The sequence below is a fragment of the Nocardia sp. SYP-A9097 genome (genome assembly GCF_009649815.1).
In the GTDB taxonomy this organism is placed as follows: Bacteria; Actinomycetota; Actinomycetes; order Mycobacteriales; family Mycobacteriaceae; genus Nocardia.
The window spans coordinates 40,627-55,063 of sequence record NZ_WJIC01000006.1 but is presented as its reverse complement, the minus strand read 5'-3'; the positions used below and the strand labels follow the sequence as shown (position 1 = coordinate 55,063).

The 14,437-nt window shown below is 62.4% G+C and carries 15 protein-coding genes; 1 reads left to right on the top strand and 14 read right to left on the bottom strand.

Going from position 1 to position 14,437, the window contains the following annotated elements:
* Window position 1: 1 nt before the first annotated feature.
* The 14 genes from GFY24_RS42945 to GFY24_RS14565 form a co-directional block, all read right to left on the bottom strand.
* Complete coding sequence (locus GFY24_RS42945) at window positions 2-511, bottom strand: protein kinase (protein ID WP_153805610.1); 510 nt, start codon at window positions 509-511, stop codon at window positions 2-4.
* Entirely contained in the window at window positions 508-2,376 is a 1,869-nt protein-coding gene (locus GFY24_RS14625; RefSeq protein WP_153805609.1) for a serine/threonine-protein kinase, read from the bottom strand. Before GFY24_RS14625 ends, GFY24_RS42945 begins: the two co-directional genes overlap by 4 nt.
* 49 nt (window positions 2,377-2,425) lie before the next feature.
* A complete protein-coding gene (locus GFY24_RS14620; RefSeq protein ID WP_153805608.1) occupies window positions 2,426-3,559 on the bottom strand; it encodes a hypothetical protein in 1,134 nt (377 codons plus the stop codon).
* A gap of 238 nt (window positions 3,560-3,797) precedes the next feature.
* Window positions 3,798-5,330: a type VII secretion protein EccB gene (eccB, locus tag GFY24_RS14615; protein ID WP_309230853.1), complete on the bottom strand. Its 1,533-nt coding sequence runs from the start codon at window positions 5,328-5,330 to the stop codon at window positions 3,798-3,800.
* Between the two features lie 109 nt (window positions 5,331-5,439).
* On the bottom strand, window positions 5,440-5,739 hold the full coding sequence (locus tag GFY24_RS14610; RefSeq protein WP_153805607.1) for a WXG100 family type VII secretion target: 300 nt from the start codon (window positions 5,737-5,739) through the stop codon (window positions 5,440-5,442).
* A gap of 47 nt (window positions 5,740-5,786) precedes the next feature.
* The gene (locus tag GFY24_RS14605) at window positions 5,787-6,095 is read right to left on the bottom strand and encodes a WXG100 family type VII secretion target (protein WP_194852871.1); all 309 of its coding nucleotides are present in this window, start codon (window positions 6,093-6,095) and stop codon (window positions 5,787-5,789) included.
* Between the two features lie 101 nt (window positions 6,096-6,196).
* A complete protein-coding gene (locus GFY24_RS14600; protein ID WP_153805605.1) occupies window positions 6,197-6,985 on the bottom strand; it encodes an ESX secretion-associated protein EspG in 789 nt (262 codons plus the stop codon).
* A complete protein-coding gene (locus GFY24_RS14595; protein WP_153805604.1) occupies window positions 6,982-8,013 on the bottom strand; it encodes a PPE domain-containing protein in 1,032 nt (343 codons plus the stop codon). Before GFY24_RS14595 ends, GFY24_RS14600 begins: the two co-directional genes overlap by 4 nt.
* A gap of 15 nt (window positions 8,014-8,028) precedes the next feature.
* A complete protein-coding gene (locus GFY24_RS14590; protein ID WP_153805603.1) occupies window positions 8,029-8,343 on the bottom strand; it encodes a PE family protein in 315 nt (104 codons plus the stop codon).
* A gap of 27 nt (window positions 8,344-8,370) precedes the next feature.
* On the bottom strand, window positions 8,371-9,726 hold the full coding sequence (locus GFY24_RS14585; protein WP_153805602.1) for a hypothetical protein: 1,356 nt from the start codon (window positions 9,724-9,726) through the stop codon (window positions 8,371-8,373).
* Window positions 9,727-9,743: 17 nt separating this feature from the next.
* Complete coding sequence (locus GFY24_RS14580) at window positions 9,744-10,055, bottom strand: type VII secretion target (protein WP_153805601.1); 312 nt, start codon at window positions 10,053-10,055, stop codon at window positions 9,744-9,746.
* Between the two features lie 110 nt (window positions 10,056-10,165).
* Window positions 10,166-10,465 carry a YbaB/EbfC family nucleoid-associated protein gene (locus GFY24_RS14575; RefSeq protein WP_309230852.1) on the bottom strand — a complete coding sequence of 100 codons (300 nt, stop codon included), beginning with the start codon at window positions 10,463-10,465 and terminating at the stop codon, window positions 10,166-10,168.
* 12 nt (window positions 10,466-10,477) lie between these two features.
* On the bottom strand, window positions 10,478-10,843 hold the full coding sequence (locus tag GFY24_RS14570; RefSeq protein WP_153805600.1) for a hypothetical protein: 366 nt from the start codon (window positions 10,841-10,843) through the stop codon (window positions 10,478-10,480).
* A gap of 113 nt (window positions 10,844-10,956) precedes the next feature.
* On the bottom strand, window positions 10,957-11,766 hold the full coding sequence (locus GFY24_RS14565) for a hypothetical protein (RefSeq protein WP_153805599.1): 810 nt from the start codon (window positions 11,764-11,766) through the stop codon (window positions 10,957-10,959).
* Between the two features lie 719 nt (window positions 11,767-12,485).
* Between GFY24_RS14565 and GFY24_RS14560 the strand changes: the two genes are divergently transcribed.
* The gene (locus GFY24_RS14560; protein WP_153805598.1) at window positions 12,486-14,432 is read left to right on the top strand and encodes a hypothetical protein; all 1,947 of its coding nucleotides are present in this window, start codon (window positions 12,486-12,488) and stop codon (window positions 14,430-14,432) included.
* Window positions 14,433-14,437: the final 5 nt, after the last annotated feature.

The following is a 14,437-nucleotide window of genomic DNA, read 5'->3' as shown; positions in this document are numbered from 1 at the left end:
GTCAATCCGCCCGGATTTGGCCGTTGACGGCCCACGGGTGATCGACTTCGGCATCGCGCAGGCGGCGGAGAAGTAGAACGTTGGCGGGCTTGAGATCTCGATGGATCAGCGCGGCCTGGTGAATGGCATGCAATGCCGATGCCAGACCTGCTGCGAGCATTCGCACAGCCGCGGGCGGCAATGGCCCGTGCCGCTCGACAGCCGTGTCCAGCGGAACCCCGACCACGAAAACCGAAGCCAGCCACGGCGTCGCGGAGTCCACATCGAAATCGATCACGGGAGCAGTGAAAGCGCCCGAGACACGTGTCGAGGCCGTCACTTCCCGTCGGAATCGGGCACGATACTCGATCTCGTCCAGGAGGTGAGCGTGCACCTGCTTCACCGCGACCAGCCGACCGTCAGGGCCGGTTCCCAGCAGTACCCTGCCCATTCCACCGGCACCGAGGATACCGAGAATCCGGTATCGGCCGATTTGCTGCGGATCGCCCAGGGCGAGCGGACGAATCGTCATTTCGGCAACTGGGACAGCACGGTCGAGAACACGCGTTTGGCCCGATCGCAGGCACCGGGGAGATCGTTCCGGTCGGTAACGTAGAGGTATACAACTTCCGCCAGATCCTGGCGGGTGGGACGAGCCATGTACTTCAGCGAGCAGGAATGATAGGCCGCGTCGTTGTCCTCGAGATAGACCGTCGCACCGTCGATCTGCACTGGCTGCGCCAAGTTACTGCCCCCGACCTTATCCGGTCGCGCGGTTTCGCTGAAGCTCATGTCGAGCGTGGCATCGGCACCGGCGAGAGTGCATCGGTAGGGGTAGCCCGTGCGCTCCGGGCCGGCACCGACTACCTCTGAAATCAGCGACTTCTCCAACAGGGCACAACTATCCAGGCGGAGAATCGAGTTCGCCGGTAGTTGTAGCTGCGGCGGGTTGGCGGCGAGCCTAGTGGCGATGGCGATCATCGCCTGATCGCTGAGCCCGCATCCGTCGCTCTTTCCCGATACTGACAACTCGACCACTACGGCCGGATGATCCTGCGTGATCACGCGACGATCGCAGAACACCATCTTGCCGTAGATCGGCATCCAACCAGCCACAACTCCACTGGGCGTCCAGGTATCAAGAGTCTCAGAGACAGAACCGCCCACCGTCAACGTGATTGTGCGGTCCTTCCCCGCTGGATCTTTGAAGGACGCGGAGCAGGCGTTGGAGTGGCCGGCCTCGAAATCACCACTGCGCTTGGCAGTTGGCCCATTCACCGACTTGTCCAGCAGCGTGCAGAGATCCAGTTGCCGCCATTGATCCCCAGACATGATCACCGACATATCGGTGGCGGGCGCGGCATGCCCCGACTGCAGCGCCCACTCGTGTGCCCCGAACGCCGCGGCGACGAACAGTACGAGACAACCAACCGCTGCCGCGAGTGCACGGATGTTGCGCCGACGAATATTTCGTAGCCCGGCGAGCTGCGCCTCGTGTCGCGCATGCTTCGCGGTGGTCTCCACCCACCAGTCCGAGTCGGAACGATGCTCCGCGATCGCGTCCCGCACCGCACCCGACCACACCGGCTCGGCCTCGATTTGCCCAACCGCATCGAGTAGTTGCTCTGGTGTCGGACGCTGTTCTGGATCCTTGGCCAGGCAGCGTTCTACAAGATTGCGCAGTGGGGACGGCACCCGAGCGGTGTCAGGCGCCGAGTACATGACGTTGTAGAGCACCTGCGGTGTCGCAGTACCGGCGAAGGGACTCTCACCTGATGCGGCCATGGCCAGGATCGCGCCAACGGAAAACACGTCGGCTGCCGGTGTGAGCGGATGGCCCTGCGCCTGTTCGGGCGACATGAACGCTGGTGAACCGATCACCGACCCGGTGGCGGTGAGTTTCGAATCGCCATCGGAACCTCGAGCGATGCCGAAGTCGATAACTCGAGGTCCGTCCGGGGCCAGGAGAACATTGGCGGGCTTGAGATCTCGATGGATCAGACCGGCGCGATGAATCTCGATCAGAGCCGATGCCAGGCCCGCCGCCAATAGTCGCAGGCCACCGAGCGATAGCGGCCCGGTCTCCTCCACGACCGTCTTCAACGACGGCCCCGGAATGTATTCGCTTGCCAGCCAAGGACTCTCGGATTCGGTGTCGCAGTCCACCACCGCGGCGGTATAGGCACCGGTCACCTGGCGGCTGGCCGCGACCTCGCGCTCAAATCTCGCCCGGAACTCAGGGTCATTGGCCAGATGCCGGTGAATCTGCTTTACCGCGACCAGTTTTCGGGTCGGAGATTCTCCGAGCAGAACCCGGCCCATCCCGCCCTGGCCGATCACCGCCACCATACGGTTGCGTCCAAGCTGCCGTGGATCTTGGGAACTCAGCCCCTTCATGCGTCCCCTCCCACGTAACTCCTACACCGGCAGTCTGATTCGAGTGCGATCATTTGCCGTCCTTCAGCAGCACATATTGGGCGGCGGCCAACTGCCGTACAACGGGCTCTTGATCACTGAATACCTCGGCGACAAACCCTTCGTACGTGATCAGGCAGCGGAACTGGCGGGCGCCCGCAACAGTCGGATTCGGTCGAGTGGCTTTGAAACACGAGGTGTTCGGAGCACCGGATACACCCGGTATCGGGATGTATTTCGACACGGTCGGTTCGTCCGCGAGGTGAGCCGCGAATCCAGTTGCCGCAGCGGCATCACGCATTCGATATAGATACTTGTTATCCGACACAGCGATCGCGGTGACACCATGAGAGTCGTAATCCCGAGTATCAGCGGCGGGATCGGTACCCAGTACCGCGTAACCGCGCGGGCTGTAGACCGCGAACTGACGTGGGTCCAGGCGCTGATCGCTGGTTGCGACAAGGCGGGTGAGCACCTTGTCCGGATCCAATTTCAGCATTGGCTGCTGGTCGGCCGGAGTCGGCACGTAACCGTCCAGTTTGGGTACTTGCTGCTTGTAGGTTCGGGTAACGAAGCTTGTGAGCTGATCGAGATCGGCTTGGGGCGCCTCCACGTAAACCGCGATGACGACCGACTTCACCGCCAACCAGCTCCCCAGGTTCGGCACACCCGGTCGCCAATGACTCTGAGCTCCTGGGTAATCGGGGATCGAGACAGCTTGATTCTTCGCGTTCGCCGCGAAGTCGTTCTGATTCATGTCGATCGCCGCGTCCGTAGCGCTTTGCTCGTCGGGGAAGGCCACGAGCGCGACCGAAAGCGTGTAGGTCTTGTGGTATTCGCCGACATACGGTGTCTGCGCCGAAGCCGCGATGTACGCGGCCAACGGGTGATGCGCTACCAGCGCCTCTGCGAAAACTCCGTCGCTGTTCCGGATTCCGTCATCAGTGGCAATGACGTTGCCGCCCAGCCCAGCCTGGAACTCCGGTGCGACGTCGCTGCCGAATACGATGCGCTCGCCCAGCCGAAGCGACTCCACCATGATCCCGCGCGCTCGGCTGGGTCGATCGTCGAAACCACTGTCCGCCCGCTGTGTCGAGTAGGAACCGACATCCAGCGGCTGGTCGTGATCCGTTGCCTGACTATCACTTCCACAGGATGCGGACACAGCCACAATCGTGATAGCCGACGCCATGACAGCGAGCCGACGCAACCGAAACCCCATGCACCCCCCTCTGCCCGCGACTCCCCCGCGAACATTCGGACTTCATCTGACTGAACCAGCGGCCAGACCGCACGGTCGGCGACAATCTAACATCGGCTGGACGCCGGAGCCATTCGCCATGGATTACGTCACAGTTGGGGCATGCAGGCGCGACCGTCGCCGAAAAGTGCTGTGCACCGCCTCATTTGCTCAACGTCGGCAGGGAATCGTAGCTGCTCAGAGCATCGGTCTTGCTGAGCATCGGACCGGGAACCAGTTGCCCGACAATCGCCCAGGGCGCTAGACGGGGTATGCCACCCAGTCCGAGCAACTGAGCGGTATCCACATCCGGTATGCCATAGCGGATTCCATTGTCGGCGATATAAAAAAGACTGTCTCGACGCTGACTACCGGGTTCGATCCCGGTCGTGCGCACGAATTCACCGGTGGTCGGCGGTACATACACGCTGTCGATGCCATCTTTGGTGCCATTCGCACCCGCCAAGGTCACCGGGACTGCCGAATTCGACAGCGGCAAACGGGTTCCGACGAGCAACGCGGTTGTGGCGCGGTCGGTGGGCCCCTCGGTTACGTCGGCATCCTTCAGACCGGTGGCCTTGGTCTTGGCCCAGGTGATGCAGGCGACCGGATTGTCTTCCGCGGTAATGATCTTCGGCGCGGTGCCGGGGAAATCATCGACAGGCAAATCATGCAGGATGGGAATCCCGGCGAGCAGATCCGGTGTCACCGACTTGATGTCGTCCATCTTCTGCGAGTCGGCGCGGCGGATCACATCGGAGGTGAACGCCGAAATCTGTTGGACGCCATTGGAAAGCACGACATAGAGCTCCGATTTGCCGGAGCCGCTCAATGCCGCGACCCGAATGACACCGCCGACGGGCACACTGCTGAGTCGCCCCGGACCAGAATCACCTGCGTTCGGAATCTTCGGCGGAACCAGCGGCGGCACTTCGATTGCCGCGCCGAGCAGACCGGTGGTGATCGGCCGCGGCCGCTGCCCGGCCAGATTCAACGAGGGCGACATGACGGAGTCCTGGACATCGACCTCGGCCCGCTTACCGTCGTAGATCAGGTACTTCTTTTCGACATTGGTCGTCTTGTCCACACCGCGTACCAGCAGGGCGGTACCGGCGTCGGCCTGCTTGACCCGCTCACTCAGCTCGATTTCGCCCGCGATCGCGGTGGTCGTAGCCCCGGAGGAGGAAGCGGCGCCGCCGGAGGCGGACAATTGCACGGTGTCGCAGATCGTCCACTGCGACCGATCTCCCTGCGAGGAACCCGGCAGAGCGGATGGTGCGCCGGGAATGCCGAGGATCGGACCACGCGGCACAGAGTTCAGTTTGGCGTCCTTGACGGACTTGGGAGATTCGGCGGTACCCGTAATCAACCGGGCCGAAGCAAGATTCAACGCTGGATACAGCGTCATCTTGGTCTTGTCGTTCTTGTCCCGGACGACCGCGTACAGCGCACCGCTGTCCTTGCCCATGACGATATTCGCATCGCCGATGGAACCCTGCGGCCGGATGAAAGCCATGATCGTGCAACCGGCGACCACCAGCAACGCGAGAATCGCGCCGGAGAACAGCGACCGGAACTGCGCCCGCATGGGGTCGTGCAGCATGCGCACATCACGGCGGACCAAGGCGTGGTCCAAGCGGCGCAACAGGAAACGATACCCATTGACCTGGGCCTTGGTGGTCAACTGGGCTGGCACTGGACCTCCGTCAGAACGATATTTACAAGCGGGAGACTACCGAGGTGGGCATCCGACAGCGCACCCCACTGAACCAGCGGGGTGCGCTGTGGGAGAGAACCCGGTGGTCTCAGATACCGCCGAAGCCGTCGCCGATCTTCTTGTCGGCGCCGAGGGCGGACTGCATCGCGTTCTCGACCGCGATGGCAACCTGGTTGAGCGTGTGGAGCGAGTCCGCGTACTCGTTCTTCCAGTTGGAGTGCACTCCCTGGAATCCCTCCAGCGCGCTGTTGTTCGCCCACGCCGCCTCGAGCTTGTTGGCTGCGTCTTCCATGTCCTGGCCGGCAGCGGTCAGCTGACCGAACTGCTCCTTGAGATCGGACACCAGGGTGGTGATTGTCGCCTGGTCATACAGCATTTCATCAGACATGTGTCATTCCTCCAAAGCTGGTTTTCGGGTGAATCTCAGTGGATCGATCAGAGGTTGGTGAGGGTCTTGAAGCCAGCCTCGTTCTCGGCATCCAGGTGACGGAACGACGCGACACCGGTGCCAACCTGCTGCTCGATCGAGTTCAGGATGTCGTTCAGGCGCTTGTTCTCCCCATCCCAGGCGTCGGCGGCCTGGTTGAACGCCACCGCAGCGACGCCCTTGAAGCCGGGACGCGAGGAATCGACGGAGGTGGTGACCTTGGCCAGGATCGCCTTGACGGAGGCGACCACGTCGGCCATGTGGCCCTGCGCCTTGCCGGCTACATCGTGTTCTGACTGAACGCTATTGCCGCTCATAATGTTTCCCTCTACTTCGGTGTTTTTCGATGGAACGCGCCGAGCGATGCGGGTCTGCATCACCCGATTCGGAGTGGATCAGCTGCCTGGTCACATGTGGATTACGACAGCCACCTTCCCCCGGGCAACGTGTCGATCAGGCCCGAGATCGCCTGTGCGACACGGTGATCGGTGCCCGGTGTCAACGTGGACCAGACCTGCTGATCCGGAGCGACCCCGGGTGCGGCCACAATGCGACCCCGTGCGGTGTCATACACCACGACGGCCCCCGGCGATCGATCAGTCACGCCGTCGGCGTAGGCATAGGCCACCACTTCGGCGTAAGCATGGGTGGATGCGAGCGCGAGGCCGTACACGGTGGCATCGTTGTCGGCGACACCGAGGCTGTAGACGGCACTCGCGAAGTCTTCGGAAGTTGTTGCGGTGTCGAAGCGTTCGCTCAGATCCGTGGAGAGCGCGCTGAAGCTCGCGACCTCCGCCGGAGGGAACGCTCCTAGTGCGTCGAGTATGGGGCGCGCGAGTGAATCGCCGCCGCCGTCCGTCCAGATCGAGCGGATATCGAGGTTATCGCCGCGACGGATCGCCACTACGGTGTCCTCGGCCCGGCGGGCGATACACACCCGGACCTGACCGTCGCTCGTGTGAATGCGCGCGGCCAGTTCACAATCCGGCTGGGCGAGCACGAAAAGCGTTGTGGCCGTGTCTGGATCGATGTCGCCTCGGCCATCCATGATGCGGGCGGCGCGCAACTCGGCGCGGGCGCGTTCCTGACCTGCGTTCCATTCGGTGTATGAATCCTGTTGCGGGCCAATATAGAGAACCAGGGGCAGGGTCTGTACACCGAGCTGGGCGGCAAGCGCTATGACGCTGTCATTGGTGAGAGTCGTCATGGCGTGGCCTCCGCAGTCGCGGCGGGAGCGGCCGGTGCGGCGGGGCTCGCATTCTCGGTTCCCGTACTCCCCGCGTTGAACGCGATATCCGGAACGCGCTGCTGCGCATTGGGATCGAGTCCGCCGAGCACTGCGGGCGCGACCTGCATCCCCGAGGTGAGGCCGAGTTCCTCATCGCCGGCGGGCGCTGTCAGACCGGAGCGGGTGGTGTGCTCGCCCTCGTCCTGACCTTGCGGCGACATCGCGCCGGGCGACATCGGCACCGATCCGCTCTGCTGCACCGTAACCGGTTGCACCACAACCCTTTGCGTGGTGTTCGAGTTGACCTCGGTAACCCCACGCTGCTGGAACGCGGTAATGACAGGCGGCATATTGAACGACCCCAGCGGGATGCTCGGCATGCTGGGCATTTCAGGTGTCACCGTCTCCGGATCCACCTGCGGCACACTCTGAGTCGTGGTCATGCCCGCGGTGATCTCCGGCGCGGCCTGGTGCTCCCACGGTGTCGCCAACGTTTCCGTCGCGCCCTCGTAGGTCCGCATCACCCGTGCCGCAACGGCTTTCACCGTATCGGAGTCGGTGTCGGTCTGTGCGAGCTTGGCGAGCATGGGTGCGCCGATGGCGGTACCGAGCTGTTCGAGCATCTCGCGCAGGTGCTTGAGCTTCTCGACGTCATCGGCGTCCGGCATCGCCAGGCGCGCGATTTCGTATGCGGCGGCGTGCGATTCGGCCTGGGCGGCGTTATTGGCCGCCTCCGCCGCGGAGGTGGCGAACCAGTCACGCAGGGCACGAATGCGCTCGATGAACTGCTTGCTGTTCGTCGATTCCCATGCGCTGCTCAGGTTTTCGAGAATGCGCTCGTAATCGATGGCGGCCGCGGCGAATCCGGCGCTGACGCGCGCCCACGCGAGCCCGGCTTCGGCGGCGGGCACCGCGCCCACCCCCGTCACCAGGTCGCGCGCCAGCTGCTCGGGCGGTCTGGCTTCCCAGATCTGCCCGGTGAAGCCGGGAATCGTCGGTTCCAGCATCGGCTACGGCGCTCCTCAGACCGCGAAGCCGAGGACGCTCTGCTCCTCGACCTGCCCGAACTGACCGACCTGCGCGCGCAGCGCGGCGGCCAGCTTGCGGACCTCGTCGACCCCGGACGTACCGGAGGTCTGGAACGAGGCGGCGACCGTGTTCAGCGTCTGGGCGGCGCGCACGGAGACCTCATCGGCCCCGGCGGGGGCGATCTCCAGCTTCGCCTGTTCGACGCTCATACCGTTCGCGATGCGATCGGCGAGGGCGTCCAGCTGTGTGGCGGCCTGCAGTGCGCTCGACGCATCGAAACGCACGCCTTCGAAATCGTTGGTGCTCATGCCAATCCTCCTGTTACCCCTGCGTTTTCAGAGCGTGAGCGCTTTGTCCGGTGGTTCGTCGACGGGTTCCACCGCGCCGACCACCGGAATCGATACACCTTCGATGACGCCGACCACTTCGTCGCCGTGCGCGCCGGTGACCAGAGCGGTGCGCTCGCCGCTCGATTCGGTTTCACCCTTGTTGGCCAGGCCCGCGCCGCTGCCCATACCGCCGGGCATGCTTGTGGTGGAACGGGTTTGGGTCTCGTTGTTATTGCTGCTGACGCGTGAGACCGGCGAACCGGAGCCCAGGCCCTCACCGCTCGGCATCTTGCCGGAGTACGGGCTCAGCGGGCTGCTGTTCAGTCCCGACCCCATCGGCATGCCACCGGGAATGCCTCCGCCACTTGTGGTGTCGTCGGTCTTCAGCGTGGTGGTGTCGACCGGCTTGCCGTCGGTGGTGGTCGTGTCCTTGTTCGTGGTGGTCGTGTCTTTGTTGGTCGTGGTGGTGTCTTTGCTGGTGTTCGTGGTCAAGGCACTGACCACGGATTGACCGGCAGAGCTGATGCTGCTCGCCGCGGTCGAACCGGCGGACACCACTTCGCTGCCCTTTTCCACAACCTTCTGTACGGCGGTCGAACCGACGCTCAGGAACGGCTGCACCGCCTGCGTCACCTGGTTCGCCAGCGACGCCACATCGGCGGCATTGGGCGCACCGGGCACCGGAATCTTCAGTCCGGCAGCGGTGACCTCGGCGGTGTGAACGGTCAGTTGGCCACGGGTTTTGGCGGTAATGACCCCCGCCTCGGACAACGCGTCCGTGGCCATGGTGATCAAGTACGGCAGTCCGGCCGGCGTGACCAGGAATGCGATGCCCGCCATCACCTCCGCGGTGAACCGCGCGATGAGTGCGGAGAGTTCCGCATACCCTTCCGCGACAGTCGCTTCGGCGTTGAGCAGGATCACCTTCAGCTGCTGGCCCTGCGCGTCGACCGTCGGAATGACCGTCTCGACCTCGTTGCTCTTGACCTGCGCGGCGTTCGCCGAGTCGCCCTGCCAGCTGTTCGAGACGGTAGCGGTCGCTGCCGAACTCGTACTGGCCGCGGAGGTGAGCGCCTTGCTGACCGAGGAGAAGATCGAAACCAGTTCGGTGCCCATGCTGGCGGCGCCGCTGCCCATCGAGGACAGCAGGCTGATCGCCGGCTGAATCAGCGTCGTGGGATCGATGGTCGGCAGCGTCGGCATCTGAAACCCGGACAGATCCGGCAATGTGATCGCCGGGAGTTGCGGCAGCTGCGGCAACCCCAATCCACTGATCACATCGGACACCGGCGTATCCACCAGAGCCCCAGCCGGACTGGTACGAATAACGTCCAGCACGGTGGGACTCGGTGTCGTGGTCACTACACCGACGGATTCGGTCACAGGTTGCTGAGGAAGGTCGTCGCCGAAGCCAGCTCAGTGGTCGAGTAGGTGGCGACGGCAGACGCCGCACTGACCGCTGTCTCCGCATGCACGGCAGCGATTTCCGCCGCCGACGACAGGTACGTCCCCTGCGCCCCCGCGAATGCCAATAGGAAGTCCTGGCCGATCAATCCGAACATCGGCACCGCCGAGGCGAGCGCGCTCACCGAGTCGGCCGCGGCCGCCCCCGCAAGCTGCGCCGCAATCCCGGCATGCTGGGTGCCGTACTGCAAAATCGGTTCGAACTCTGCCTTCACATGATCAGCCATCGGTGGTCCCTCCCAGGTACATCGATCTCGAGTGACAGTACAAGCACGAAATTGGTTGTGCCAGACAGTAAAACGCAAATTCTGGCGCAAGACTGCGTTAACAGACCGGTCTACCCGGCCATCTCCTCATTGAACCGGTTGACGATCTCGGCGCGCCGCTCGAACGCCGCACGCGCCGCAGCAGCCGACGTCGTCACCACGACCCGCTCGAAATCCTCCGGCGTCATCCGCGAAATAGCGTGCCCGAACTGCAGATCCCGCAGCGCCCCGTTCCCGTCGACCTCGGCCATCACAGCGCCGTCCTCGGAGGTCTCCCGCCCCCGAACCGCGGCCATCTGCTCCGCCAGATCCTGAAACCTGTACAGCTGCCGACGAACCCGCTCCTCGAGCTCATCCATAGACCCGACCACGCGTCCCCCTCCTCACACAGTCCGAAGCCAACTCTGCGGCTCAGTATCGTAGTCCTGCTCCTCGACAATCTCCTGTCGAGCGACGTCAGCCTCAGTGGGGAGGCCGGTCCGGGCAAGCGCGGCAGCACTCATCCCGGCTTCCTGGAGCTGCTTCCGCTTGGCGAGACCGGCACGGGCCGCTGCGCGCTGACACAACCGCAGCATCTCCGCCGCCAACTGTGATGGATCCCTATGCAGCTCAGCCGCATCGACCTTCACAGCAAGGGGAAGCCCCTGCTCTGTGACTTTCATCCGGATCGCCCCAGATGGCGACGCCGCCGTGACCGAAGCCCAATCCTGCCCAGCAGCATCAGAACCCACCGCCCCCGCGTCGGTCATGCCGAACTCCCCTCAAGTTAGCTATGCGTAGAGATACCATACGACGTTTTCGATCTCCACCGATATTCAAGGCCACTTCTCGCGATCACAGTCTCCTCCGTGGCCGATCAACCTCACGTGCCTGTGATCATGCGAACCGCCAGATCTTTTGTGGCGTCATCCACATCACGGATTTGGAAGCCGCGAGCAACAATGTGTCGCACCAGCTCCGGCTCGGGCGGAAGCCCATGCTTGTGCAGATAGTGCGGTACCGCTCCCGACCAAACCCACACACCATCGGTGCGGAAGTTCAATGGCACATCACGCTGTCCAGGCGCGAACTCGTCCTCGTCGAGACTCCGTGCGGATAACACCACCGGCGCGGACTCCAGATACGCCAGCACGGCGGTGCGCGTGTTCGGGTTGAGGGTCGGCCGATCGATGGTCGGGCGACCGTCCACGCCGCGACCGTCGTACACCTTCGCCATGCGCGGGGCTTGAACCTGGAAGTGCTGTGCCGCAGGTTGATTCGGCCACGAGGGTGCGGGGAAGGCGGGCGGGGGCGGTGGACGAAAGGCCGCAGGAGTCCGGGGTGTCGCCGATGTCGAAACCAGACTGGCGACAATCGCGGCGAACGACATCGGTACGGCCATGACGAGTAGCCCCTCGCCGATATCGAGATTCTCGATATGCACGCCGTGCCTGGTGAAGACGGAGTCCAGCACGACGGTCATAGCTATGCCGAAAATGACTCCCGCGGCAACAGATCCACTCATACGCACCAGCCCACTGCGCATTCCGTACCCGACGAACAGGAGGATCGCCACACCGATCGCAAAAAGACCGGCGGCGATCAGTTCGTAGAACCAGTAGGGAATTACGGAGCCGCCATATTGGGTCACCGTCTGATATGCGCCACCGATTGCCAGCACAGTCGCCAACACCAGAAACACACCCGCAACCCGGTCAGCCGCGCCTCCACCAGGAACAGACGGTGGGCCCGTCCGCGCGAGTCCCGCTATCCCGGTGACCACCGTCGCCAGGGATAGCACCGATACAAGGACCAGAAGCCAGAAGCCGGCACCGAATTCGAGGCGCAGGCCGCTTCCGGCTTTGATCCGACTCGACGCCAGCCCGAGCACAACTGTCGAGGAAATCCCGACCGCCGATCCCGAGCCCACACCGGCGAGCCACAGCGCGAAGGGACTGCGCGCGCCCGCGTGAACGATCAACAGAGTCCCCGCAAGGCCGGCGATGACACTGCACAGTACAAGCGCAACACCGAGCAGGCGCACCCCACCGGAATCGGAGACCCAGGCTCGAAACTCGAACTTATGAGAGGGCAGGTTCACGCTGGCCAACGTCAAAAACGAAGCGACAAGCACCAATCCGGCGATCGTAAGAAGCAGTGCCCCTATAACCCGACTGGCAGTAACATCGCGACCTGGTGACCCACCCCGCACCGGCTGAAAGCTACTCACCCGAGGGAACTCTAGGTGATATCGAAGCGGATCGCGTTGCAGCACAGCGGTGCCGATGTGGACTGCCACCGCCAAGTGAACATGCACGATACCTGTGCGCTGTACTAGGCGTAGGGGCACGGTAGGCATCACACCACGTCACTGGTTACGCTGCGAACAGATCCACTAGGGAGGGGATACTGATGGACGACTCAGACAACGCCTTCACTGGTCTCAAGACCGACGCCCGCGGCGGTGGGTTCGACGGCGACGCCTCCAAGGGCGTCTACTTCAACCCTGCAGCTGCCGAGGAGATGGCCAATCAGTGCGGCAATATGCTTCAAGTCATTGATATGGCCCTGCAATCGGTTTCGAATGCCAGAAACCTCCAATCGCTCAATCAGCGAGATTCAGGCGCGCAGCTCGCAGCAAAATTGAACGCGGCCGCAAATAATCTCGTCGATAACGTGTTGAAAGATCACAAAACCATCCTCACCGACATGGGCCAGACATTTGTCGCAGCGGGGGCATTATTTAAAGTCCAGGATCAAGCAGCTGCAGATGCCATACGAAATAACACGCCGAGTGATCAGCAGCTGTCCAGCGCATTCCAAAATTATTGCTCGGGCAGTGGGCAGCCAGGCCTCACAAAACCGGGAAGTTCAATCCACGTCGATGCCGTAAAGATGACCGGTTGGGGTCAATCGAATTGGGACCCAAATTGGGACGATGTGGATGACGGATACAGTTGGTCCGGCACCGCCAAAATTGACTATACCAATAAATTGTCCGACACAGATCAAGTAAAGAAACTGCTCACCGATCTGACGAAGGGTCTCGATCTCGACCCAGTGCACATTGAACCAGAATACGGCTCCCAATACGAGTGGGACGACTTTCACAACCACTGGCAATATATCAAAGACTCAAAGGTTATCGGAGATCTCGAGTCCTACGCGCAATCCTGGCACGCAGCCCAGACGTACGTGAAAGTGCAATCTGCGACCTTCAAAAGCGCGGCCAATAAATACCTCTCCGATTACCAGGGAAAAACCTCGGCCGTAGATACGATCTGGGCATCACCAGCGGCAAAGAAGGCCAAGGATGCAGTTCAAAATTATCTTACCAATCTTGAAAAGTTGAGCAGCTCCATGGAGCTGATGAGCGCCAATCTCGTCATTGTTCAGGGCTGGGTCAAGAAGTTGCAGAACTTCCTGCCGTACGAGAGCATTTCCAAAACGTACCCTTACTCCAATAGCTACACTCAGAAAAAAGTCGATGACGGAATGCGGGACATGCGCCAAGCCTGGGATGCCTGGTATGCAGAAGGCGTAAAGGATTCCAGCGGCGCAATTCCTATAATTCCCCCGGCTAAAGCTGCGGTCACCGTGCAGGCGCCGACGATCACCGTACCTCCGGTAAATCAAGGAAATGGGAACCCTTCGCCGAGTGGCGTTCCAACAACTCAGACCCCCAAACTCGACACCACCACTCCAACTAATCCGAATCCCACAACCACTGACCCGGCGAATCCAAATCCTACGACCACCAACCCGTCGAATCCCACCACCACGACCGATCAAACCCAGCAGACTCTCCAGACTCTGATTACACAGGGCAGCACGGCCCTGCAAGCAGGCATCACAGCGGCTGAATCGGCCGTTGAGAAGGTGGCATCAGCAATTCAAACGGGCTTGCAGTCCATCACGAAGACCACAACGGACACCACAACGGACAAGGTCCAGTCCCTCCTGAACCAGGAATTGCAACAATTGGGTCTGATCCCCAACGGCGACAATCCATCCGGGCAGCCCACTGGAGGTAGCCCCACCGGAGGTAGCCCCACCGGAGGTAGCCCCGGCAGCCCTGGTAGCCCTCAAACGCCTAAGAGTCAGCTGTTCCCTCGTGCCGCAACTCCGGCTTCGACTACCGAGGAGGAGACGACGACCTCCCGTGCCGGACTGGCCACGACTTCTACTGCCGGGACCACGGGCGGGTCGTCCAGCCCGATGGGTGGATCGCCGATGTCCGCTGCGTCCCAGGGGCAGGGTAAGGAGTACAAGCGGGCCCAATATCTCAATGCCGGTGAGCATCTCGAAGAGGCACTCGGCGAGGTACCTGCCGCAGTAAAGCCGGTGGCGGAAAAATGACACGA

What these genes read in the sequence shown, in the direction of transcription:
- GFY24_RS14625 (WP_153805609.1), bottom strand. Translation starts at nt 2,376, where the DNA reads ATGAAGGGGCTGAGTTCCCAAGATCCACGGCAGCTTGGACGCAACCGT.
- GFY24_RS42945 (WP_153805610.1), bottom strand. Translation starts at nt 511, where the DNA reads ATGACGATTCGTCCGCTCGCCCTGGGCGATCCGCAGCAAATCGGCCGA.
- GFY24_RS14590 (WP_153805603.1), bottom strand. Translation starts at nt 8,343, where the DNA reads ATGAGCACCAACGATTTCGAAGGCGTGCGTTTCGATGCGTCGAGCGCA.
- GFY24_RS14560 (WP_153805598.1), top strand. Translation starts at nt 12,486, where the DNA reads ATGGACGACTCAGACAACGCCTTCACTGGTCTCAAGACCGACGCCCGC.
- GFY24_RS14570 (WP_153805600.1), bottom strand. Translation starts at nt 10,843, where the DNA reads ATGACCGACGCGGGGGCGGTGGGTTCTGATGCTGCTGGGCAGGATTGG.
- GFY24_RS14580 (WP_153805601.1), bottom strand. Translation starts at nt 10,055, where the DNA reads ATGGCTGATCATGTGAAGGCAGAGTTCGAACCGATTTTGCAGTACGGC.
- GFY24_RS14595 (WP_153805604.1), bottom strand. Translation starts at nt 8,013, where the DNA reads ATGCTGGAACCGACGATTCCCGGCTTCACCGGGCAGATCTGGGAAGCC.
- GFY24_RS14605 (WP_194852871.1), bottom strand. Translation starts at nt 6,095, where the DNA reads ATGAGCGGCAATAGCGTTCAGTCAGAACACGATGTAGCCGGCAAGGCG.
- GFY24_RS14600 (WP_153805605.1), bottom strand. Translation starts at nt 6,985, where the DNA reads ATGACGACTCTCACCAATGACAGCGTCATAGCGCTTGCCGCCCAGCTC.
- GFY24_RS14610 (WP_153805607.1), bottom strand. Translation starts at nt 5,739, where the DNA reads ATGTCTGATGAAATGCTGTATGACCAGGCGACAATCACCACCCTGGTG.